At 40.7% G+C, this 23,762-nt stretch carries 17 protein-coding genes; 10 read left to right on the top strand and 7 right to left on the bottom strand.

Going from position 1 to position 23,762, the window contains the following annotated elements; translation table 11 throughout:
• Window positions 1-388: 388 nt before the first annotated feature.
• Both BLP54_RS09470 and BLP54_RS09465 read right to left on the bottom strand, forming a co-directional pair.
• Window positions 389-913: a flavin reductase gene (locus BLP54_RS09470; RefSeq protein WP_090169112.1), complete on the bottom strand. Its 525-nt coding sequence runs from the start codon at window positions 911-913 to the stop codon at window positions 389-391.
• Window positions 914-930: 17 nt separating this feature from the next.
• Window positions 931-2,856, bottom strand: a complete 1,926-nt coding sequence (locus BLP54_RS09465) for an EAL domain-containing protein (RefSeq protein WP_090169110.1) — start codon at window positions 2,854-2,856, stop codon at window positions 931-933.
• Window positions 2,857-3,046: 190 nt separating this feature from the next.
• Between BLP54_RS09465 and BLP54_RS09460 the strand changes: the two genes are divergently transcribed.
• The 9 genes from BLP54_RS09460 (at window position 3,047) to BLP54_RS09420 (ending at window position 16,871) form a co-directional block, all read left to right on the top strand.
• On the top strand, window positions 3,047-4,111 hold the full coding sequence (locus BLP54_RS09460) for a branched-chain amino acid aminotransferase (protein ID WP_072910857.1): 1,065 nt from the start codon (window positions 3,047-3,049) through the stop codon (window positions 4,109-4,111).
• Window positions 4,090-6,723: a bifunctional diguanylate cyclase/phosphodiesterase gene (locus tag BLP54_RS09455; RefSeq protein WP_090169108.1), complete on the top strand. Its 2,634-nt coding sequence runs from the start codon at window positions 4,090-4,092 to the stop codon at window positions 6,721-6,723. The genes BLP54_RS09460 and BLP54_RS09455 overlap by 22 nt, the downstream gene beginning before the upstream one ends.
• Before the next feature lie 60 nt (window positions 6,724-6,783).
• Complete coding sequence (glyA, locus tag BLP54_RS09450) at window positions 6,784-8,049, top strand: serine hydroxymethyltransferase (protein ID WP_090169106.1); 1,266 nt, start codon at window positions 6,784-6,786, stop codon at window positions 8,047-8,049.
• A 171-nt stretch (window positions 8,050-8,220) separates the two neighbouring features.
• Complete coding sequence (locus BLP54_RS09445) at window positions 8,221-10,548, top strand: collagen binding domain-containing protein (protein ID WP_090169105.1); 2,328 nt, start codon at window positions 8,221-8,223, stop codon at window positions 10,546-10,548.
• Window positions 10,514-11,134 (top strand): class D sortase, encoded by a 621-nt coding sequence (locus BLP54_RS09440; protein ID WP_176754520.1) that lies wholly within the window; start codon window positions 10,514-10,516, stop codon window positions 11,132-11,134. Before BLP54_RS09445 ends, BLP54_RS09440 begins: the two co-directional genes overlap by 35 nt.
• A gap of 252 nt (window positions 11,135-11,386) precedes the next feature.
• Window positions 11,387-12,061, top strand: a complete 675-nt coding sequence (gene hypB, locus BLP54_RS09435) for a hydrogenase nickel incorporation protein HypB (RefSeq protein WP_090169100.1) — start codon at window positions 11,387-11,389, stop codon at window positions 12,059-12,061.
• Window positions 12,062-12,130: 69 nt separating this feature from the next.
• Window positions 12,131-14,914 (top strand): FAD-dependent oxidoreductase, encoded by a 2,784-nt coding sequence (locus BLP54_RS09430; RefSeq protein ID WP_442960171.1) that lies wholly within the window; start codon window positions 12,131-12,133, stop codon window positions 14,912-14,914.
• Between the two features lie 88 nt (window positions 14,915-15,002).
• Window positions 15,003-16,001: an alpha/beta hydrolase gene (locus BLP54_RS09425; protein ID WP_090169097.1), complete on the top strand. Its 999-nt coding sequence runs from the start codon at window positions 15,003-15,005 to the stop codon at window positions 15,999-16,001.
• 114 nt (window positions 16,002-16,115) lie between these two features.
• Window positions 16,116-16,871, top strand: coding sequence for a helix-turn-helix domain-containing protein (locus tag BLP54_RS09420; protein WP_090169095.1), 756 nt, complete (start codon window positions 16,116-16,118; stop codon window positions 16,869-16,871).
• Window positions 16,872-17,277: 406 nt separating this feature from the next.
• Here BLP54_RS09420 and BLP54_RS09415 read toward each other — a convergent pair whose 3' ends face one another.
• The 5 genes from BLP54_RS09415 to BLP54_RS09395 form a co-directional block, all read right to left on the bottom strand.
• On the bottom strand, window positions 17,278-17,880 hold the full coding sequence (locus BLP54_RS09415; RefSeq protein WP_090169094.1) for a cytidylate kinase-like family protein: 603 nt from the start codon (window positions 17,878-17,880) through the stop codon (window positions 17,278-17,280).
• A 33-nt stretch (window positions 17,881-17,913) separates the two neighbouring features.
• Window positions 17,914-18,570 carry an arginase family protein gene (locus tag BLP54_RS09410; RefSeq protein ID WP_090169092.1) on the bottom strand — a complete coding sequence of 219 codons (657 nt, stop codon included), beginning with the start codon at window positions 18,568-18,570 and terminating at the stop codon, window positions 17,914-17,916.
• 3 nt (window positions 18,571-18,573) lie between these two features.
• Complete coding sequence (locus BLP54_RS09405; RefSeq protein ID WP_090169090.1) at window positions 18,574-20,082, bottom strand: TrkH family potassium uptake protein; 1,509 nt, start codon at window positions 20,080-20,082, stop codon at window positions 18,574-18,576.
• A gap of 7 nt (window positions 20,083-20,089) precedes the next feature.
• Window positions 20,090-21,478: a Trk system potassium transporter TrkA gene (gene trkA, locus BLP54_RS09400; protein WP_090169088.1), complete on the bottom strand. Its 1,389-nt coding sequence runs from the start codon at window positions 21,476-21,478 to the stop codon at window positions 20,090-20,092.
• Between the two features lie 83 nt (window positions 21,479-21,561).
• The gene (locus BLP54_RS09395) at window positions 21,562-22,062 is read right to left on the bottom strand and encodes a hypothetical protein (RefSeq protein WP_090169086.1); all 501 of its coding nucleotides are present in this window, start codon (window positions 22,060-22,062) and stop codon (window positions 21,562-21,564) included.
• 152 nt (window positions 22,063-22,214) lie between these two features.
• Between BLP54_RS09395 and guaA the strand changes: the two genes are divergently transcribed.
• A complete protein-coding gene (gene guaA, locus BLP54_RS09390; RefSeq protein WP_090169085.1) occupies window positions 22,215-23,762 on the top strand; it encodes a glutamine-hydrolyzing GMP synthase in 1,548 nt (515 codons plus the stop codon).

The raw sequence follows: 23,762 nt of genomic DNA, 5'->3' as shown, positions 1-23,762 counted from the left end.
TTCCTGTAATGACTTTTTCCATAGACAATTTTCTTTTCCGTGAGAAATTTCTTTCAGAATCAATACAGAAAGATTTTGCATTATCTGCAATTGTTTTAATTTGTGAAATCAAAAGTTTCTTTACCATTTGTGGTTTCATGTGCGCCTCCCTGAAATTTGTAAATATACTTACAATTTCAAGGGCCGCTTTCGCTACCTATGAAAATAATCAGTAGCGAAAGCGGCCGCACTTTTCTGCATTATTGTCAACCCTTTTTAGAAAAAAAGACCCCTGCACCATTTCTGATGCAGAGATCTTTATACATCCCTCTTAACTTAATGACATTGGGCGAAAGCCGCGACACTTTGTCTACAGTCTGATGCCTCCCGAATTCGGGAGGCATAATTTTTATCGGGCTCTAATACTTAGAATCTCTCCAATATACATTGTATGGAAATCATCCAGGTGTCTATCGCTGTATTGTGCATCGAGAATCTTTGGGTCGAGGATTGTGTTCTCGGTCATAGGTACTGCAGCAATCTTGCGACAAAGGATGATGAAGTTTGCATCATCAATATATGGAACATCCATGATTCGCTCAACGTTTACTCGGCAAGCTTTAAGTTTGTCTTCGTTTCTACCACTGAGCTGGTCAAGTACCTTCATAAGCTGAATATTGTTTTTTTCTTTCATATCGAAAAAGCAGGCACTAAAGAATTCACTTTCATCCAATAGCTCTTTGGTATATCTAGTATTTCTCAAGAATGCATAAATTACATTCTTTCCCCAAATATGCCCCACACCTCCATTGTGAGAAGAGGTGGCATTAACTTTTCCATTGGCTTCTGCCACAATGGCAACACCTTCTTCTTCAAGTTTTTTGATAGGGTTCCATTCGAGCATATCGATTGGATAAGGTTGAAATGTGTGCATAATAAGTCCTCGCTTTCTTATTGATACATATATTTAAGATTATTATCCTGAATAAATTTCAAAAATTCATGCTCTGGGAGAGGTTTTGAAAAATAGAAGCCTTGAATGAAATCTACTCCCAGTGCCTTCATGGCATCGAACTGATCTTGAGTTTCGATACCTTCTGCCACAATCTTTAGTCCAATAGAATGAGCCATTTCTATAACTGCATTCACTATGGCTATAGCCTTGTCGTTGTCCTTAAAGTATTCATCGGATAGAAGCTTATCCAGTTTAACAATGGATACAGGCATATCAATGATGTAGTTAAGGTTTGAGCTACCTGAACCAAAATCGTCTAATGAGAAGCAGAGACCGTGTTCTTCCAGTTTCTTCATATTTTCATGAAGTCGTTCTTTACTTCGAAGTGAACTTGTTTCAGTGATTTCCAGATTAATCAACTCCGGGTCAATCTGGTAATCTTCCAACATCTGCAAAATCTTTGTAGTAAAGGTTGGGCTTTCGCCCTGTTTTACTGAAAGGTTAAGCTCTATATGCTGAATTCCAATTCGTTCTATATGGTAGGACTTTATAAATGAAAGAGTTCGTCTGTAAATGGCATCAGAAAGTGGAATGATTCTACCAGTTAACTCAGCTACAGGAATGAATTCGTTAGGCTGAAGATAAGTTCCATCAATAAGCTTGATACGTACCAGAGCTTCAGCAGAGGAGAACGTGTTCGTAGCTATATTAAAGATAGGCTGGTAATGAACCTCTATCCTGTCATTTTCCATTGCCTCAACAACCAGCTTTTCAACATCCTTCTGCCTACGGACATTTTTCATGGTTTCAGCAGTGACAATTACCTCGTTATTAGACGAGTTGCCTTTGTTGCTAGGAATGTAGTTAGCCAGTAACATCATCAGTTCGTCAGCATTATCGGAAATAGTGCAATCCGGAATGATGGTATAGAAAGGTCTAAGGAGAGTTATGGCATCTCCAACATCTGAGTTATTTTCAACGGCTTGAAAATAGGTGGAAATTTGGTATTTTGTACTCTCCAAAAAATCAGTATTTTCAAATATTAAAAGGAAATGACCTTCGGCGGTATCAAAAATTTTTGCCGTATCTACTGAGAACAGGAAATCCGAAAGCATTTCTATAGTCTGTCTTAATAGTTTATTTTCATCAGCAGATTCTCCAGTGGTTTGGAAGGAGATTCGCATTGCTGAGAAGTTTTGTTTTGTCTGGTAAAGGTAATCTAAATACTCGTGGATAACAGCCGAGCTGAAATGACCGGTACGTCTTGATAGCGAACTCTGAGGATTTTCAAGCTCGAAATACATTACCAGAGCGCCGATACAGGAGGCAAAGCTGACAATAAGAAGCTTTGGATTCAAAAACTGTATAATGGCGGAGATAGACCAGATTGTCATCCATAAACAAAGAGCGTATACCTTCTTTTCCTTCAGATGTTTCCTAAGGGCCATGGCTGCCAGAATAATTGACAGAATATATATAGCAACAAATATGTAAGTAGCTATTGCTGCTGGACCATAGGTATAAAGAGTCTGTCCGTCATAGTAATAGTGCAAAGGCAGATAAACTGTTACAATTACACCGATAATACAGAATACCTGATAACATAATCCCAGGAATTTTTCATGAGCACTACCAAAAAATTCGAATAAATCTGAAACGGAGTAACCTAAAGCACTAAAAGCTACTGTGTGGAGCGAGATTAAATAAAGTTTGCAGATGGCAATTACAATGAATTCCTGATATTTTCTTGAATACACAATAAAATAGCAGGATGCTATATCTAAAATGACGCATGCTAATATAACGAATAGCGTAATTTTGAATTTTCGCTCTGAGCTAAGTCCCATTGTTGGTTGCTTTTTATAAAAAAATAAGAGCAACGCAATAATGACCAACCCACATACTTGTGTGTATATATTCATAATATCGCCCCACTATCTAAACCTATTTGGATTATAGCATTAAAGGGTATTTCTATTTGCAAAGAAACTATGAAAAAAATGTAAAAATAAAGGCATAATTTAGCACACTAAAGTGTTGACGTATCGAAAAAAAAGTACGATAATAAATCTCAAGTTTATTATTGTGAGAAATTGTTATGGAGGCTTAAAAATGGAAATCAGATTTGAAAAACGTGAGAAATTGAAGGATAAGCCAGATTGGAGCAACCTTGGTTTTGGTAAGTACATGACAGATTATATGTTTATCTGTGATTGGGATAGAGAAATTGGTTGGCATGATGCAAGAATTGTCCCAGAGGGACCAATTGAGATGGATCCAGCCTGCATGACTCTTCATTATGCACAGGAGACATTTGAGGGATTAAAGGCATATCGCAGAGAGGATGGAAAGATTCAGCTTTTCAGACCTGAGATGAATGCCAAGAGAATGATTAATTCTAATGAGAGACTTTGCATGCCAGCATTCCCAGTTGAGGACTTCGTTGCAGCTGTAAAGGCACTTGTTAAAACAGAAGAAGCATGGGTACCAAAGGAGAAGGATACATCTCTTTATATTCGCCCATTTATGTTTGCTACAGAGGCAGCACTTGGTGTACACATGGCTAAATCCTACAAGTTTATGATTCTTTGCTGTCCAGTAGGAGCATATTACGCTACAGGTCTTGACCCAGTTAAGATTTTAGTAGAAAATGAACTTGTTCGAGCAGTTGCAGGTGGTACTGGCTTTACAAAGTGCGGTGGAAACTACGCAGGTTCTATCGCTGGACAGGTAAAGGCAGAGAAGCTTGGTTATTCTCAGGTACTTTGGCTTGATGGTAACGAGAGAAAGTACGTAGAAGAAGTTGGAACCATGAACATCATGTTCAAGATTGATGGAGAAATCTGGACAGCACCTACAGTTGGTACTGTACTTCCAGGTGTAACCAGAGATTCTATGATTCATCTTCTTAAGGACTGGGGATACAAGGTTAGAGAAGAACGCCTCGCAATTGATGATCTTATGAAGGCAGGCCATGATGGCAAGCTTGAGGAGGTCTTCGGTACAGGAACAGCAGCAGTCATTTCTCCAGTAGGAGAGCTCCGTTATAATGACGACGTTGTTGTAATAAATGGAGGTAAAACCGGTGAGCTTACACAGAAGCTTTATGATACCTTAACAGGTATTCAGTGGGGTAGATTACCGGATAATTACGGATGGACTCAACTAGTAGATTAATCAATGAATTAGAAGTAAATAATGATGACTTACAGTCTTTACAGGACTCATTCTGTAAAGCCAATGATATGTACATGATATGCATTGGCAGAAAGCATGGTCAGCTTACATCCTTCTCAGGTTCCAAGCCTGAGGAGGATTTTGTTGATGCCAATTTTCCGGATAGTCTTAGGAAAGAGCTGATAGAATCCTTTGTGGATGGTGCACCGGAGAATATCGTTGAGCGCACTGGCACAGAGGATTATTTTTTATACAGAGGAGTTGCCTTCAGAGGTGAGAAGGATGAGGTAGTAGGCAAATGGCTTTGCTTTGCAGTGGATAAGGATAAAGTTCCTGCAGGTCGCGAGCTTCCAACAGCCATTCGCACAACTACAGTAGCTCAGCTTGACAAGGCTATTGCCCTTCTGGAAACTTTGTCAAAGCACTATGTGGCAGAGATTCTTCGCAATGAGAGGCTTAAGAAAAAGCTTTCCCAGACTCAGAGCGAGGAAAAGGAAGTGGAAAATAAGCTTATTAAGAATGAGCTTATGACAGAGATATTACGCCTCATGGAGTCAGAGGATTCCTTTGCCGACGTGGCAAATGAGATTCTTTCATTCGCAGGGAAATATATAGAGTGTACTAACACTTCACTGGTTCAAATGTCCATGGATGGGCTTACGGCTGATATGATTTTGGAATGGAGCATGGGCGATGAAAAGCTTTCACCTATTTTCCAGGGTGTTCCTGTAAAGGAACTACCATTTATGAATGGAAAGCCTTACACCATCTCAAGTGATGCGTCACTTCCAGAGGCCTTTGAAGAGTTCTTTGGGAAATATGCTATCAGTAGCGCCATTTTCCTGCCTATCAATGTTGATGACCAAGCGGCAATGTATCTGTGCTTCCTTTCTATTAAGCAGGATAGACAGTGGTCTGTTGACGAGATACGTTTCTCTAATGATATAAAAAATATTCTTCATAATATATTGATTAAGAAGATTACTGCCAACTCACTTGCAGGTTCTTATTCAGCCTTGGAGGCTATTTTGCAGAACGCAGGCTATGGTGTAATCGTAGTAGATTCAAACCAGAAGCAGGTGCTTTACAAGAATGATACCTTCGGAGACATGTTCGATAATTCTATCGATTCAGTGGCTGTGGAGGAGTTGATTTTTAACAAGAATTATAATCTTTCAGAGCTTAATGGTTATTCAGCAAATGGTTCTGGAAAATGGTTTGATATTAGTGTTGCAGATATCAGATGGGTGGATTCTAGAGAGGTTAGACTTATTACCTTCTACGATACTACCGATATTCGTAACTATCAGAAAAAGGCTGAGAAACAGGCACAGACAGACACTCTTACAGGCTTATTCAACAGACAGGCCTGTGAGAAGGACATCGCCATGGAATATCACATTGCAACAAAGCTTAACAAAGAATTTGCTGTGCTGATGTTTGATATCGACGATTTCACAAACATGAATCAGGGATTAGGCTATCGCATAGGTGATGATCTCCTTGAATTTATCGCCCACAGTATTGACGAGATTTCTTATATAAAGGGCAAGTGTTATCGTATCGGCGGCGATGAGTTTGCTGTAATCGTAGACCATGACAATATCAAAAACCTTGAGCTTATTATTAAGAGAATAATGAATCTCTTCGATAATCCATGGGTATTAAATGATAAGGAATACAACTGCACAATTAGCATGGGCGGTCTAAAAGCGCCTGCTAATATCTCAGATGCGTCAGCTATTCTCACACGTCTTACAATTGCCCTTCATGGTGCAAAGGAAAAAGGTCACAATAGCTTTGAGTTTTACAATGAAAAGGCTGATGTTATCGTGGCAGAAAAGCAGGAGTTGGAGGATGACCTTAAGCAGGCTGTAAAGCGTGGTTGTAGGGAATTTGTTGTATTCTATCAGCCTATTATGGAGTTTGTTGGAGGAGTTCCAAATTGTTGTGGTGCAGAAGCCTTGGTTCGTTGGGATTCTGCTGAGAGAGGCATGGTAATGCCATCGGGCTTTATCACAGAGGCTGAGGAACAGAATCTTATCGGTGATATCGGTCATTATGTGCTTTTGGAGGCAGCTAAATCTTGTAAGCACTGGAATGATTTTGGTCATCCAGAGTATAAGATTAACGTTAATATTTCTCCAGTTCAGTTGATACAGAAGGATTTTGTGGATAGGCTGGATGCTGTTCTCAAACAGACCGCTATCAACCCTAAGAATCTTACACTTGAGGTTGTTGCTGACTTTGGACCAGGCGCAATGCCAAAGGCTGTTAAGGCTCTTGATGCGGCAAGAGCACTTGGCTGTAGAGTTGCCCTCGATAATTTTGGTGCTTCAAATTCAGCATTAAATGACATTAAGACTTTGCCAATAGATACTATAAAAATTGATAAAAACTACGCACAGAACATGGATGGTGATGTTTTCGCTCAGTCCTTTGTAAAGACAGTATCTGAGCTTGCAAACTCAGTTGACGTTGATGTTTGCGTAGAGGGTGTTGAGGAGGACAAGCAGATTACTATGATTGGTGACTATCCAATTAATCTGGTGCAGGGCTTCTTCTTCGACAAGCCACTTTCTAAGGAAGAATTTGGCAAGAAATACATTTAGGTGAATACCGCTAAGCCGGTTCACATAGAACTATTTTAGAAGTAATAGAAAGGGAAAGTAATGTACACATTAAAGGACATCAAAAACACAGATCCAGAAATCGCAGAGGCAATTGTAAAAGAATTCAATCGCCAGTCAGAGCACATTGAGCTTATTGCTTCAGAAAACTGGGTATCACCAGCTGTAATGTCAGCTATGGGCTCAGTTCTTACCAACAAATACGCTGAAGGTTATCCAGGAAAGCGTTATTATGGCGGCTGCGGCGAAGTAGACGTAGTTGAAGAGCTTGCAAGAGAGCGTGCTAAAGAGCTGTTCGGATGTGACTATGTTAACGTTCAGCCACATTCAGGTGCCCAGGCTAACATGGCAGTTCAGTTTGCCGTACTTCAGCCAGGTGATACAGTAATGGGTATGAATCTTGACCACGGCGGACATCTTACTCATGGTTCACCAGCCAATTTCTCAGGCACATATTTCAATATCGTTCCTTACGGAGTAAATGATGAGGGCGTTATCGATTATGATGATGTTGAGAGAATTGCAGTAGAGTGCAAGCCAAAGATGATTATCGCTGGTGCATCAGCATACTGCCGCAAGATTGATTTCAAGCGTTTCAGAGAGATTTGTGATAAGGTTGGCGCTGTCCTTTTCGTAGATATGGCTCATATTGCAGGACTTGTTGCAGCAGGCGTACATGAGAGCCCAATCCCTTATGCAGATATTGTTACTACAACAACTCACAAGACTCTTCGTGGCCCTAGAGGCGGTATGATCATGGCAACAGCAGAGGCTAATGAGAAGTACAACTTCAACAAGGCTGTATTCCCAGGTATTCAGGGTGGTCCACTTATGCACGTACTTGCTGGTAAGGCAGTATGCTTTAAGGAAGCACTTGATCCATCCTTCAAGGAATATGGACAGCAGATTGTAAAGAATGCTCAGGCGCTTTGCAAGGGCTTACAGGATAGGGGTATCAAGATTGTTTCTGGCGGTACAGACAATCACCTTATGCTGGTAGACCTTACTCCATTTGAGCTTACAGGAAAGGTTGTAGAGAAACTTCTTGACGATGCTCACATCACAGCCAACAAAAATACTATTCCAAACGATCCTAAGTCTCCATTCGTAACTTCTGGTATTCGTCTTGGTACTCCTGCAGCTACAACACGTGGTCTTAAGGAGGAGGATTTCGATAAGGTAGCTGAGGCTATCGCCATCGTTATCAAGGAGCAGGAAGCTGGAGTAGAGAAGGCTCGCGCTATTATTAAGGAGCTTACAGACAAGTATCCACTTCCAGGTGAGGCGGAATTTAAAGCTGAAATATAATATTGGATTTAATACACAATATGTGGCATAATACACAAATTGTGTAAAAATACACTAATTATACACAAATACATTGATAGTTATTGACAATAATATTAATCTGTACTAACTTTTTATTTAGCGATTTAGTTATAAAATGCTGGGGAGCATATATAGAAAGGGATTAATATTATGAAAAAAAGTGTATTTAGCCTTTTGTTAGGGGTGATTGTACTTTTTATGACAATCAGCCCTAATTTTATTGCTCAGGCACATGAGCTTGAGAATGAGGCAAAAGAAAATGTTGTTAAAAGTGTTACCTTTTTAGCAAACGGAAATCCAGTATCTGATGGGGATACGGTTTCATTAAATGATGAATTTCAGGTAGAGTACAGGCTTGAATCTCCACTTTACATGAATTATTCAGATGAGGATAAAGAAGAGGGGCATATTTATCTGGCTGAGGGAGATGTTGTTGATCTTCCATCGATAATGAGCACAGCCTTCGATTTATCTAACATAGAAGATTTTGATCTTAATCTTGATGATGGAACAAAATTTGGAACAGTAAGTGTTTCACCATCTGGAGAGGTTAAGCTTACAGTTACTTATTCAGAAAATAAGAATGTAAATGATGTTGTAGTTGGCCTTACCTTAGGCCTAGATTCAAAGGTGGTTAAGGATAAGCAGCAGTATACTTTCCAGATTCCAAGCATTGAGCCAAAAACAGTGATAGTAGATTTTGATGAGGAAGACCCAGAAAATCCAACACCACAGGAGCCTGAGGATGTCACAACTCTTTCTAAGGATGGCGGTGTGTTTAAAGAAGATGGAACTGCCAGCTGGGAGATTAATCTTACTAACAACGGTTCTGAGCTTACTGATGTTGTATTATATGATTTCTTTAGCACAGATAAGACTACTGAGTTTGAACTCCTTACAGACAGTGTTGTTGTAAAGGATGAGTCAGGAAAGGTCCTTGAAGAGGGCGTTGATTACACTCTTTCGTATGAGAAGGGGTGTACAGGCACATCTGAGGGTGGACAGAAGTACAGCTGGAAGTTGGAGCTTGGCAAGGTATCACCTAACCAGAAATTCACAGTTACCTATGACACAAAAATAAAAGATTATGATAAGTTCCTTGCTAACAATCATTCCATTCCTGCAAACAAAGCATGGGTAGAGTACAGCTATCTTAACGGTGATGAGCCTGTATTTATTCAGGGCATGACTGTTGAAAAGCAGGGAACAGGAAAGAACGTTGCCAAGTATTCAGTAATTGAAAAATATCCGATGGCCACAGATCCTGTTAAACATCAGATTACATGGCAGATAATTGTAAATAAAAACTGGAGAGAGCTTACAAATGCTTCAGTAACAGAAAAGCTTGGCGAAGGCCAAAAGCTTGCAAAGGTTAAATCTATATGGATATACGATCGTAAGTGGAAGGTTATTCCATCTGAGGATATCAAGCCAATCAAGGTTTCTGACGACGAGTATAGATTTGATTTTGGCGATTTATTAAACGGTAACATGGCTGTTATTAACGTTGTGACAGAGCTTACCGATGAAGAACTTCCTGTATGGGAAGCTGCAAATTGTGATAAATATTATAGGAATTATGCAATTCTCGAGTGTGACCAGCACGAGAGAGTGAGCTTTGGTACAAGTACACGCTGCAGATGGAAGACTAACCTTCTTCAGAAGAGTGGAAAGATAGATGAAGCCACTAAAAACATAGAGTATACAGTAGTAATTAACGCTGGCGGTCAGACTCTTCCAGAAAGACTAGAGCTCAAGGATACCTTGGGAAAGAGCCTTTCTTTTGTGGCAGATTCAGTGAAGCTTTATTTTGCTAAAGTAGATTCTTCTACTAAGGAAGTAGAAAAAGGCGAACTTATCGAAGAAGGATATACAAAAAATATTTCTAAAGAAGGGGATAACGAGGTACTTACCTTAATTGCTCCAGAGTTTAAGGAGAACAATTATACTTATGTTCTTACTTACACTGTTACTCCTAAGGAAATTGTTAAAGATGGTGATTACACCAACAGCATTCAGCTTTTAGGTTACGGTGAGGAAGAAATTCAGAGAGTTGAGGAGACTATAGCTTATAAGAATTTTGGCGGAGGCTGGGCTGAGGATCCAAAGAAGCCATCTAAGACAGAACCTACACCAACACCAGTTGTAACACCTACACCAACACCACAGCCATCCTCTAATTCTTCTAATGGAAGTGGAAGTGGTTCATCGTCTTCATCAGGTTCATCCAGCTCGTCATCAGATGATCCAAATAAAGTAGTAGGCTACGGCGAGACTGTTATTTCAATTGGTTCAGATATGGTTCCTGGGGCTGCTATCGGAGGAACTGATACTGATACAATAAATGCTGGTAGTAGCTTGGCTAAAACAGGCGGTTTCATTGGTACAGTTGCAGGTTATCTTGCAGGTATCCTTCTCATTGTAGGTGGATGCATAATTGCTTTTGGCGGAAGAAAAAAAGCAGGTAATGAAAAATAAATCAATTATAAAATTAGTAGTTGGGATTACTCTGATTTCAATAGGGTTTGGGCTTATCCTAAGCTCAGTGCTTGTGAATGTAAAACAGCATATTGAGCAGGATAAGCTTATAGTTGAGTTCAAGGAGGCAATTGAAGCCTCAGAGACTCAGGAAGAAGCCTTTACAGAACCTACGTTGGATAATCCAGCCATCGAAGGAGATGTTCTATATAATTTAAGGATTCCATCAATAGAATCTGAAAATCCGGTCCGCGAGGGAATCAGCAAGGGTGTACTTGCTGATTCTCTCGGACACGAACCGGGGACAGCTTATATTGGTGAAAAGGGCAACTGTGTCATTGCCGGCCACAGAAATTACACCTTCGGAAAGTTTTTCAATCGTCTGGATGAGGTTCAGGTGGGAGACGAGATTTACGTTGATACCAAAACAGGTACACGTAAGTATATTGTTAAAGAAATAAAGGTTGTTGAGCCAGAGGATGTTTCTGTTTTGGAGTCGGCTGATGAGGAGCAACTTACTTTATACACATGCACTCCAATTTATGTAGCAACACATCGACTTGTTATCATTGCAGATCCCGTTTGACACTTTCCACAGATTTTTCATACAGTTGTTGTATACTATTCCTATATTGAATAGGTGCATTCCAAAAGATAATACACACCTGTGTATTAATGGCGTTTTGTACTAGAATTTATACGGACTTAAGACACGAAACCTAATTGACATTTTTTTATCAATTAGGTTATATTTATATTCAGAGGAAACTCTAATTACTCGTTAGAGTTTACATAAACGAGGTTTATTACACACTCATTTAATTGCGTGGAGGAATAAATGGAAGACTATAAAGTAATAGAAGTAAAGCAGAGCATCTTTGAAGATAACGATGCAGATGCTGAGAAGCTTAGGGGCGAGCTTAAAGCTCAGAAGACATTTTTAGTTAATCTTATGTCTGCTCCAGGCTCAGGAAAGACCACCACTTTATGCCAGACAATCTCACGTCTTAAGGACGAGATGCAAATCGGCGTAATGGAGGCTGATATTGATTCTGATGTGGATGCTGCCACTATTCAAAAAGCTGGCGCTCGCGCAATTCAGATACACACAGGAGGCATGTGCCATTTGGATGCCGATATGACCCGTCAGGGACTTAAGGAGTTTGGCACAGAAGATTTAGATCTTGTCTTTCTGGAAAACGTTGGAAATTTGGTTTGTCCAGCAGAATTCGATACAGGTTCATTGAAGAATGCTATGATTCTCTCAGTTCCAGAGGGAGACGACAAGCCACTTAAATACCCACTGATGTTTTCAGTATGTGATGTGGTGCTTATCAACAAATGTGACACCCTGCCGGTGTTCACGGAGTTCTCAAAAGAGGCTGTAAAAGAAAGAATTCACAAGTTAAATCCAAATGCAAAAGTCATATTTGTTTCGGCAAAAACTGGCGATGGCTTTGATGAATGGGTTGACTGGTTGAGGGGCCAAGTGAATTCTTTCGTTAATGATTAGTCTTTTTGAGGTTGAGTATAAATAGTTTAGTAAGGTTTTAGTTAAAAGGAGGAAATAAATAATATGGGTATGGGACCAGACCGTTTAGGAGATTTTTATCCAGATTGGGTAAATGAGTTAAAAGATGAGGATCTCCGTCCAGAGATTCTTCAGCTTGGTAAGGTAATCACAGACCGTGCAAAGATTAAGCTTGGTCTTCAGAAGATTACAAAGTACGATCCAGAGTACTGGGCTGTAGCAAACCTTGCACCTACAAAGGAGATTGCTGAGCTTGCACTTCAGATGGGTGGCATCAGAAAGCCTAAGACATTCAAGCAGATGCTTGAAATTACAGGTCTTGATGAGAAGACTCTTGAGGAGAGATTAGAGCAGGCTAGCTACACAGGTCTTTTAGAGTGGAACTATGAGAATGAAGCTCATGAGAAGCAGTGGGTTCTTCCAATGTTTGTTCCAGGTTCTGCTGAGTTCTCTAATATGAACAGAGATGTTCTTAAGGAGCACCCAGAGATGGGACGCTTCTTTGAGCGTATGAGCCGTCTTCCACTTGAAGGGCTTACACATATGGTACCACCAGGAGGCGCTGGTGTAGGTATGCATGTTATCCCTGTAGAGGAAGCTATCGGAATGGATCAGGAAGCAATTGGACTCGAGAAGATTTCTTACTGGCTCGATAAGTACGAAGGAAAGTATGCAAAGTCTCCATGTTCATGCCGTCTTTCGAGACAGACATATAATGAAGGTTGTGCAGATGATCCAGAGGGTTGGTGTATCGCCGTTGGTGATATGGCTGACTATGTTGTTGAGACAAACAAGGGTGGCGTTTATATCACTAGAGAAGAGGCTCTTGATATTTTCAAGCAGGCTGAGGAGAATGGTTTTGTTCACCAGATTACTAATATCGATGGCGAGAACAAGATTTTCGCTATCTGTAACTGTAATGTAAATGTATGTTACGCACTTCGTACATCACAGCTTTTCAATACTCCTAACATGTCACGTTCAGCATATGTTGCTCACGTTACAGCCGAGGATTGTGTTGCTTGTGGTAAGTGTGTTGAGAATTGTCCAGCAGGTGCTGTTAAGCTTGGTCAGAAGCTTTGCACAGCTGATGGAAAGCAGGTTGAGTATCCAAAGCACGTTCTTCCTACAGAGAAGAAGTGGACTCCAGATGACTGGGATGACGATTATAGAGACAACAATAGAATTAACTGCTATGAGACAGGTACAGCTCCATGTAAGACAGCTTGTCCTGCACACATCGCTATCCAGGGTTACCTTCGTATGGCTGCTCAGGGACGCTACAAGGAAGCTCTTGCTCTTATTAAGCAGGACAATCCACTTCCAGCTATCTGCGGTCGTGTATGTAACAGACGTTGTGAGGCAGCTTGTACAAGAGGTACAGTTGATGAGGCTATCGCAATTGATGAGGTTAAGCGTTTCTTAGCTGAGATGGATCTCAAGGCTGAGACAAGATATATTCCAAAGAAGATTGTTCCTTCACAGAAGGGCGAGTTCAACGAGAAGATTGCTATCATTGGTGCAGGTCCTGCAGGTCTTTCATGTGCTTACTACTTAGCACTTAAGGGCTACAAGCCAACAATCTTCGAGAAGAGCAAGTATCCAGGTGGTATGCTCCGCTATGGTATTCCTTCATTCGTACTTGAGAACAACGTTATCGATGCTGAAATCGAAATCATCAAGGAGCTTGGTGTAGAGATTAAGTGTGGCGTTGAAGTAGGTAAGGATATTTCACTTGCAGAGCTTCGTTCACAGGGCTACAAGGCATTCTATGTAGCTATCGGTTGCCAGGGTGGTAACCTTCCAAACGTTCCTGGTGATAAGGCTATCGGTACAGCTACAGCTGTTGATTTCCTTCACGAATGTTCAGAGAACGAGAAGTACGATATCAAGGGCGACCTTGTTGTTATCGGTGGCGGTAATGTTGCTATCGACGTTGCTCGTTCTGCTAGACGTGTTGGTGATGAGAAGGTTTCTATGTTCTGTCTTGAGAGCAGAGACATCATGCCAGCTTCACCAGAGGAAATCGAAATCGTAGAGTCAGAGGGCGTAGAGCTCAACTGTGGTTGGGGTCCTAAGGAAGTTCTCGTTGACGAGGCAGGCGCTGTAAAGGGTATCGTTCTTAAGAAGTGTACACGTGTTAAGGATGAAACAGGCCGTTTCTCTCCACAGTACGATGAGAATGATACAATGACAGTAGAGTGTAAGCACGTTATCTTCTCAGTAGGACAGCGTAGCGTTTACGGAGATCTCTTCAAGGATTCTAATGTAGTTATCGAGAGAGGCCCTAAGGCTGATGCTCTTACATACCAGACAGATGAGCCAGATATCTTCGTTGGTGGTGATATGTACACTGGCCCAAGATTTGCTATCGATGCTATCGCAGCAGGTCGCGAGGGTGCTATCTCAATCCACAGATTTGTACAGCCTAACAGCTCACTTACAATCGGACGTAACCGTCGTGATTTCATCGAGCTTGATAAGGAAAATCTCATGATTGGTGATTACGATCACAGCCCACGTCAGATTCCAGGTGTTTCTAAGACAACTGTTGATGGTGAGCTTACATTCCGTGATAAGACTGTAGAGCTTACAGAGGAGCAGATTAAGATTGAGACAGCTAGATGTCTCAAGTGCGGTGCTTCTGTTGTTGATGAGAATAAGTGTATCGGTTGTGGTGTTTGCACAACTAAGTGCGAATTCGACGCAATCAAGCTTTACCGCGAGCATCCAGAGTGCTCAAAGATGACTCCTTCAGAGGAGAAGCTTAAGCACATCCTTCCATACGGATTAAAGCAGGCCGTAAAGGTTACTTTCAAGGGTGGACGTAAGTAAAATATAACAAACTACACTTAGGTGTGGTAAAATAAAGCCTAGCGGAAGCTATCTAGCTCCGCTAGGCTTGTTTTATTGGAGGACTAGAATGAATTTTTACTTATTTAATGAAGGCTTCGGCGAAGCAGTGCGCACCATAATATTAGTTTATCTTATTCTCACATTCGTATTTACGGTTTATTCCGTGGCGCGAATGTATTATTTTGAACATATTGCAAATGATGTTAAGGGCGGCAGAGCAAGAGTTAAGGAGCTGTCAGCCAGCGGAAGATATATCCAGATGCCAGTATATTCTATGCAGGATATGGCTGCGGATAAGCATAAAAGAGATGTAAGACTTATGTATTTTCCTGCTGATGAGCCAAGGGATAACAGGTTTGCAATGGTCCTTCCAGGAGGTGGCTATGCTCATGTATGCCTCAAGGAAGAAGGCTATCCAGTGGCAGCTGAGCTTAATAAGATGGGAATCAACGCCTTTGTGCTTGATTACAGAGCAGGTCGTGATTGTGCCCCATTTGCTCCCATGGAAGATTTAGGAGAGGCGCTTCGCCTTATTCAGGATAATCCTGAGAAATTCGATGTGACAATAGAGGATTATGCACTTATAGGTTTTTCTGCTGGAGGAAATCTTGCAGGAATATTTGGAAGTAAAAGTCATGGCTATTTAGATTATGATTTACCAAAGCCAGGAGCACTTATTCTTGGATATCCATGGACATGTGTAAATGACTTCCTACATCATCCTTATTGGAATATTTGGATTGGATTACTTGGAGTATGGCTTTCAAACAGGGGTAGTTACTACATGTTTGGACTTAGACACATTAAAAGTGGAAGAGAAAAGCTTGATGTTGCAAAATATATAGAAGAGGATTATCCAAAGACTTTCATGTATTCAGGTAGTTGGGATGTGCTTGTGCCAGCCAGCCGCCATGCAGATGTATTCGATGCTGCATTGACTGAGCATGGTGTAGAACACGAGTATAAGAAGTATTTTGGAATACCACATGGCATCGGACTTGGCAAACGTACCAAAGCACACGCGTGGCTCGAAGAAGCGGTTTCGTTTTGGGAAGCTGTTATATAGAGATTCTATTTTTCATAGAGTTTGAGTTTTGGGGGATTCTAGTTTACATAGGTACAATTCTTACGTTTTTTCATATAGCATTAAGATGTAACAGATAGAGCGTCAGGAGGTCACATGTTAGATTTACTAAAGACTGGTTCATTTATTTCAGAAATGAGGAAGGACAAGGGGCTAACACAAAAACAGCTTGCTGATTTGGTAGGTGTTAGTGACAAAGCTGTCTCTAGATGGGAGACAGGTAAAGGATTACCAGACACTAGCATAATGCCAGAACTATGTAAGGCTCTTGATATTAATGTAAATGAACTGTTATCCGGTGAGCGCCTGAACGCAGAGGCTTATAGCGGAAAGGCGGAAGAGATTATGGTTGATTTAGTGAAAGATGTTCAGAATAACAATAAAGCTAGAAAACTAGAATTATTAGGTTTGATACTGGGATTGTTGCTCTTGTTAATAGGTTTATTTGGAATAATGATAGTGGGTGGCAGTGAGGTAGTATATTTTATTGATCCACCATCATTTATTATGGTGCTGGCAATCCAGTTAATTATACTTGCAGCCAGTGGCCAGATTGGATGTTTTATCAAGGCATTTAAGTATGTGTTTAGAAAGAAAACTTTGGTTGAGAGTGAGCTTGCTGAAGATGTGGCTAAATGTGAGTATGCTATAAAAATCGCACAAAAATCTGCACTCCTAGGAGGTGCAATTTCTAGCATCATAGGATTTGTTACAGTATTTGCCATTGTATGGCGCAAAGCATATGACGTACTTGGTCCTAACATGGCAGTAGCAGTATTGTCACTTTTCTATGGTGTGTTATTCGCACTACTCCTTATACCAATTCAAGGCAGATTGCATAATATGAAATAAATAGGGAATTATTCGAAGAGACTTAGCTTATGACTGAGTCTCTTTTTGAGACTATGCATCCCAAATGTTAGTGTCAGCACTTTGGGATGCATAATTTTTAATATAATTTTTGTATTATGCATCCTATAAGTATGTTTTATGATTTTGGGATGAATGCTAATACATCCTAAATGTATAGTTCTCCTATTTGGGATGCATTTAAAATTAAATAATGCATCCTAAAAGTTAGATATTCAGATTTGGGATGCATTTTTCTGAAATGGAATCAATTTTAATACATCCCCAAAATGATTTTGTCTATCTAGGGATGCATAGTTGATATTTTTGTGCCATATACAATGTAACAAGCTGGATGAAGAAAAAAGACCTTAGCCAATATGACTAAGGTCTTCAACTAAATCCATATTTATTCTGGGAATTTTTCTGCTAATTTACAGATTGTGTCGACGCAAATTTCTTCTCCAAAGGCTCCGCTGTCTAGAATAACATCATATTCTCGGAAATCACCCCAGTTTTTATCTGTATAGTATTTGTAGTAGGTCTTACGTTGTTTATCCTTCTTGGCTAAGCGCTTTTCGATGCTGACGTTTTCTATGTTCTCGTAGCGTTCTAATACACGTTTCTTACGATGCTCCATGTCAGCGTGAATCATTACGTTCATGCAACGAATGCCTTCTTTGCGAAGGATATAGTCAGCACAACGACCAACGATTACGCAAGGTCCCTTACTTGCACAATCGAGGATAACCTTTTTCTGTGCGATAAAAATCTCATCCTGTGGGCTCTGGAAATACATTGTCCCAGCAGCTGAAATATCAAACCACATTGCTGTTGAGGAAGTATATTCGCCCTGAGTTTCGATAAGTTCCTTGGCATAGCCGCTTTCTACAGCAACTCGATTTACAATTTCCCCATCATAAAAAGGAATATTTAATTGCTTAGCAACAGCTTCCCCAATGCTATGACCACCGCTGCCGAATTCTCTGGATATAGTAATTACTGGATACATAGTGGTTCCCTCCAATCTATTTTCTTACCCTTATTATATGATATTTTCGGATAAAAAGTCAAAAAGAGTTGTATTTGTCAGATTATTAATTTTTCCACCAGCTGCGGCGTTTTCGCCTGAGTCGCCGCATATATCTACGCCAATTATTTTGTGGTTCATACACAATTCTGAGAGCATTTCTAACATGGTTGAAAGAGTCATATCTCCCTGATCCCAATCTGTGATGGAATCGTCTGTGCGCATAACATCCTTATCTATAGAAATATATATAGGTAAATCCCTTGGAAGCGTATCTATAGGTACTTCTTCACCTACGCCATAGGTGTAGATGCCTTTAAGATGTGGAAGGGTCTCCTGTGCCTCTAAAACCCATCCTCCGCAGGAGGTAATCATACCAAAGCTAGGAGGCTGGTTGTCAGGATGATGATCAAAAAGAACAAGGTTGAAATCCTCCTGAACTTTTGTGAGCCAAAGCAGGCTTAGATAATGATAGTTGCCAGAATCTATAAAATGGATTCCGTCAGCGCCAAAAGGCACAAGCCTATCTATCAGGACTTCCTTGGCAAGGTCGTCCAGATAGCAGCGTGTGCCTTCTATTGATTTGCAATCTAAAATGCAACAATCTTCAATTTTCTCGTAGAATGACTGATAGTCGTAGGCTTCAGTCATCTTCATTAGTACTGTATTCATATATTATTTGAAATCGTCGTTAAGTACCTTTCCGGCATGTTTTAATTCTTTGTGCTTGCGTTTTGTAAATAAGTCCTGCCAGATATTAGGATGGAAGAGCATCAAAATAGGGAAGAGCTCAAGTCGTCCTGCCAGCATATCAAGAATAAGAACAATCTTAGATAAATCTGTGTAGAACGCAAAGTTACGTGTAGGACCTACCATGCTGAGACCAGGTCCTATGTTACTGAGGCAGGCGATTACAGATGTAAATACAGTTGAAAAGTCCAGGTTTTCAAAGGATAAAACAAATACACTTACGAAGAATACTAGCATAAATGTACCAAAGAAAACGTTGTTTGATCGAACTGTATCGTGAGTAACAGGCTTGCCATCCATAAGAGTCTTTCTTACGCTACGTGGATGAATGTAGCTGATAAGCTCTTTGTGTACAGCTTTTCCCATAAGCACGAAACGTGAAACCTTAATACCACCACCTGTGGAACCTGCGCAGGCACCGATAAACATGAGAAGTACTAAAACACAACGGCTTGTCTGTGGCCATAAATCAAAGTCTGCAGTAGAGAAACCTGTTGATGACTGGATTGAGGTAACCTGAAAGGCTGCCTTGGTAAGTGCATCGAAAAGTCCGGCACTACAGCTTATAGTGTTTGCAGTAATGATAGCTATTGAGACACCAGTAAGGAGAGCGTACATTCTAACTTCCTCCATACGGAAGGCATCTCTTGCGTGATGGAACAGTACATAGTAGTAGAAGTTGAAATTTACACCAAATACAAACATGAAAATAGCAACAATCCACTGACATGCCACGTTGAATCCACCAATGCTGCTTGAGTAAATACCAAATCCTCCAGTACCTGCTGTTGCGATACCTGTATTGATAGCTTCAAATGGAGTCATTCCTGCTAAAAGAAGAAGAATGATTTCCAAAGCACATAATCCTAAATAGATGAAATAAAGCATCTGGGCTGTGTTTTTAAGCTTTGGAACAAGCTTTCCAACTGATGGTCCAGGTGACTCAGCCTTCATAAGGTTGAACTGTGAGCCCTCACCACCGGCAAGAGGAATTATAGTAAGAAGGAATACTAAAACTCCCATACCACCAACAAGGTGAGTGAAGCTTCGCCAGAAGAGTGAAGCGTGTGAAAGCGCTTCAACATTATCTAATATAGAAGCTCCGGTTGTAGTGAAGCCGGAAACAGTCTCGAAAACAGCATCAACAAAATGTGGAATCTCATTTGTAAGCCAAAGTGGAATGGCACCGATGACTGATAAGATAACCCACGAAGCGCCTGTGCAGAAGAAACCTTCCTTCAAATAGAAGGAGACCTCCTTAGGCTTTACTCGACTGTTAAGTATGCCGAGGATAAGACAAGGAACCGCAACTACTGCGTAATCAATCCAAACATCCTCGTGATATATAAGTGCTACGAAAATCGGTAGCATCAAAAATATTCCCATGAATCCCACTACGTAAAGCAGGATAAAACGAATGACGGAATTATTCATGCATTATTTACCTCAATGTATCTAATATAGTTGCAAAGCCAGTGTGTGTGGTAACAACCATGACTGTGTCCCCGACCTCGATAGTATCAGAACCACTTGGAATAATGATTTTACCGTTACGATTGATAAAGGCAATTAAGACATTGTCTTTAAACTGTAAAACTGAGAATGGAACGCCTGTAGCATTTGATTTCTCAGTAATGTTGAACTCGATAGCCTCAACCTTTCTATCAAACATGTGGTAGAGAGTAAGGATATCATTTCCATCTCCAGAAGCGCTCTTGGCACGTACATAGGCGATGATAGATTCAGCTGTGATATGGCGTGGATAAACCACAGAACCAAGGTTAAGCTGAGATAATACATTATCAAAATTAATACGGTTGACTTTTGTTACAACCTTAGCATTGCTAACCTGATTAGCATAAAGTGTAAGAAGAACATTCTCTTCATCGATTCCTGTAAGAGGAACGAAGCTCTCAACATATTCGATGCCTTCTTCGCGAAGTAACGCCTCGTCGCCACCGTCACCATTGATGATAGTAGCCTTTGGAAGTGCTACAGAAAGCTCCTCGCAGCGCTCCTTGTTTCGCTCGATAATACGTACATTAATACGAGCCTGAAGTAGAAGATTTGCAAGGTAGTAAGAAGATTTACCACCACCAACGATAAGGCAGTCTTTAACCTGACGTGTCTTGAAGCCGATTTCATTTAAGAAGGTACGGGCAAAACGACGTGCACCTACGGCACTGACGATATCGTTAGCCTGAAGAGTGAAATCACCAGTTGGAATGATAATTTCGGAACCGCGCTTAACAGCAGTAACCAGCACCTTGCTTGAAATATTAGAACTTAAGTCTTTAACTTTAAGCCCATCAAGAACATTTCCTTCTTCGATTTTAAACTCAACCATTTCAGCCTGACCGTGAGCGAAGGATGAAACCTCAAGAGTAGAAGGAAGAGAGAGAATTGATGAAATCTCCTTTGCAGCCTCCAACTCAGGGTTAATGATCATTACAAGACCAAGCTTTTCCTGAAGGTATGAAATTTCCTTTGAATAGTCTGGGTTTCTAACTCGTGCGATAGAAGCGCAATCACCTACCTGCTTTGCGATTGTACAGCAGAGGAGATTAAGCTCATCTGAGTTAGTAACAGCGATGATAAGATCGGCATCCTTGATACCTGCTTCCAGCTGAGTGCTGTAGCTGGCACCATTTCCCTGAATGCCCATGATATCGTAAAGATTTGTAAGATTATCTATTCGATCTTGTTTCTGGTCGATGACGACGATGTCATGACCTTCCTTGGATAGTCTGTCAACAAGGGTGCGTCCAACTTTACCGCATCCTACAATAATTATTTTCAGTCCTCTTTTTTGAGACGAACTAAACAGCATTTAAAAATTGCCTCCAAAATAATATTAGGAGATTACAAAATCTCCCATATGATAATTTAATCCATATGGGGCAAAAGTTCAAGTTAAATCCTAACGTCTACGCGGCGTGTAATCCTTTGTGCTGCGCTATATAAATCATTAAGGTATTTGGAATCTTTATCAAAAAACTTGGAGAACTTTTCTTTCTTATAAAGCTTTGAGGCTGACTCGTATAAAGAAAGGGTGCCATCTTTTGCCACCGAGATACCAATCTTTTTTAGGTCTGAAGCATATTCTTTATTAAGATTCCTTATCTTTGATACAGCGTTCTTAACTGAAGAACTGTTGCTGGAATATTCAGCCCCTGATTCCAAGGTGCTATTAACAGTATCAGTGAAAGCTTTAAGCTTTTCCTGAATCTCAGCCTCAGTACCATCTTCGAACTTGTAGTCCTGGAGTCTTCTGACAGCATTACGAAGCGCACTTGCATCGGCAAAAGAAAGAGTACCTTTTGTGGCATCCTTTCGGGTCGAGTTTTTTGCAAGTGCTGAATACTGTCCATAATATATTCTTAGTGAAAGAGAATTGGTAAGGCTAATATTCATATGAAACTCCAAAACCTAACATAGTTACATATTTCTATATACGTTATCGGATAATAAAAATAAATTATTAATATTAACTGTTGAAGAAAAAGGTAAAAGCATATATTATATAGGAAATTTAAATATCAATTTTAATTTCAAAGGAGCGACTAATGAACCAGGAAAAAGTCATTGTTATTGACTTTGGCGGTCAGTACAATCAGCTTGTAGCCCGCCGTGTCAGAGAATGTAACGTCTATTGTGAAATCTATTCTTATCGTACCCCGCTTGAACAAATCAAAGAAATGAATCCTAAGGGAATTATCCTTACAGGTGGTCCAAATTCCTGCTATGAGGAAGGTGCCCCTACTTACACTAAGGAGCTTTTCGAATTAGGAATACCTGTGCTTGGCCTTTGCTATGGCGCACAGCTTATGATGCATGTTCTCGGAGGAAAGGTTGAAAAGGCCCCAGTTCGTGAATATGGTAAGACAGAGACATTTATTGATGGAGCAGGCGATACTTTATTCGCAGGCGTTGAAAAATCAACTATTGTTTGGATGAGTCATTTCGATTACATCAGCAAGGTTGCTCCTGGTTTTGAGATAATTGCCCACACAGCAGATTGCCCAGTTGCAGCATCAGCATGTGAGGCAAAGAAGCTTTATGCAATTCAGTTCCACCCAGAGGTGCTTCACACTGTTCAGGGTAAGGACATTTTATTTAATTTCGTTCGCAATATCTGCGGTACAGCAGGTACATGGCGTATGGATTCCTTTGTTGAGCAGACAATCGGTGAAATACGTGAGCGCGTTGGTTCAGGAAAGGTACTTCTTGCACTTTCAGGTGGTGTTGATTCATCTGTACTTGCAGCCCTTCTTGCTAAGGCTATCGGAAAGCAGCTTACATGTGTATTTGTAGACCACGGTCTTCTTCGTAAAAACGAAGGCGATGAGGTTGAGGGCGTATTCGGACCTAAGGGTTCTTTCGATATCAACTTTATTCGCGTAAATGCTGCAGACCGCTACTATGCAAAGCTTGCTGGCGTTGAGGAGCCAGAGCAGAAGCGTAAGATTATCGGTGAGGAATTCATCCGTGTATTTGAGGAAGAAGCTAAGAAGATTGGCACAGTAGATTTCCTTGCACAGGGAACTATTTACCCAGACGTTGTAGAGTCAGGTCTTGGCGGCGAGTCAGTAGTTATCAAGTCTCACCACAATGTAGGTGGTCTTCCTGATTATGTTGACTTCAAAGAAATCATCGAGCCACTTAGAAACCTTTTCAAGGATGAGGTTCGTAAGGTTGGTCTTGAGCTTGGGCTTCCAGAATACCTTGTATTCCGTCAGCCATTCCCAGGCCCAGGCCTTGGTATCCGTATCATCGGAGAGGTTACAGCAGAAAAGGTTCGCATCGTTCAGGATGCTGATTATATTTACAGAACAGAGCTTGCTGAGGCTGGCCTTGAGAAACTTCCAGATCAGTACTTCGCAGCCCTTTCAAACATGCGCTCCGTAGGTGTTATGGGTGACGAGCGTACATATGACTACGCAGTAGTCCTTCGCGCTGTTGAAACAGTAGACTTCATGACGGCCGAGGCTTCTGAGATTCCATTCGAAGTACTTCAGCGTGTTATGAGCCGCATCATCAACGAGGTTAAGGGCGTTAACCGCGTAATGTACGACCTTACTTCTAAGCCACCAGGAACTGTGGAACTTGAGTAA

Origin of the sequence: Pseudobutyrivibrio sp. 49, assembly GCF_900100545.1 — a bacterium.
GTDB lineage: Bacteria > Bacillota > Clostridia > Lachnospirales > Lachnospiraceae > Pseudobutyrivibrio.
Note: the sequence above shows the minus strand (reverse complement) of the source record. Positions and strands in the feature narration are given on the sequence as shown.

Bases quoted from the DNA above. Each gene is read 5' to 3' on its own strand.
- BLP54_RS09470 (WP_090169112.1), bottom strand. From the start codon at position 913: ATGCACACATTTCAACCTTATCCAATCGATATGCTCGAATGGAACCCT.
- BLP54_RS09465 (WP_090169110.1), bottom strand. From the start codon at position 2,856: ATGAATATATACACACAAGTATGTGGGTTGGTCATTATTGCGTTGCTC.
- BLP54_RS09460 (WP_072910857.1), top strand. From the start codon at position 3,047: ATGGAAATCAGATTTGAAAAACGTGAGAAATTGAAGGATAAGCCAGAT.
- BLP54_RS09455 (WP_090169108.1), top strand. From the start codon at position 4,090: ATGGACTCAACTAGTAGATTAATCAATGAATTAGAAGTAAATAATGAT.
- glyA (WP_090169106.1), top strand. From the start codon at position 6,784: ATGTACACATTAAAGGACATCAAAAACACAGATCCAGAAATCGCAGAG.
- BLP54_RS09445 (WP_090169105.1), top strand. From the start codon at position 8,221: ATGAAAAAAAGTGTATTTAGCCTTTTGTTAGGGGTGATTGTACTTTTT.
- hypB (WP_090169100.1), top strand. From the start codon at position 11,387: ATGGAAGACTATAAAGTAATAGAAGTAAAGCAGAGCATCTTTGAAGAT.
- BLP54_RS09430 (WP_442960171.1), top strand. From the start codon at position 12,131: ATGGGACCAGACCGTTTAGGAGATTTTTATCCAGATTGGGTAAATGAG.
- BLP54_RS09425 (WP_090169097.1), top strand. From the start codon at position 15,003: ATGAATTTTTACTTATTTAATGAAGGCTTCGGCGAAGCAGTGCGCACC.
- BLP54_RS09420 (WP_090169095.1), top strand. From the start codon at position 16,116: ATGTTAGATTTACTAAAGACTGGTTCATTTATTTCAGAAATGAGGAAG.
- BLP54_RS09415 (WP_090169094.1), bottom strand. From the start codon at position 17,880: ATGTATCCAGTAATTACTATATCCAGAGAATTCGGCAGCGGTGGTCAT.
- BLP54_RS09410 (WP_090169092.1), bottom strand. From the start codon at position 18,570: ATGAATACAGTACTAATGAAGATGACTGAAGCCTACGACTATCAGTCA.
- BLP54_RS09405 (WP_090169090.1), bottom strand. From the start codon at position 20,082: ATGAATAATTCCGTCATTCGTTTTATCCTGCTTTACGTAGTGGGATTC.
- trkA (WP_090169088.1), bottom strand. From the start codon at position 21,478: ATGCTGTTTAGTTCGTCTCAAAAAAGAGGACTGAAAATAATTATTGTA.
- BLP54_RS09395 (WP_090169086.1), bottom strand. From the start codon at position 22,062: ATGAATATTAGCCTTACCAATTCTCTTTCACTAAGAATATATTATGGA.
- guaA (WP_090169085.1), top strand. From the start codon at position 22,215: ATGAACCAGGAAAAAGTCATTGTTATTGACTTTGGCGGTCAGTACAAT.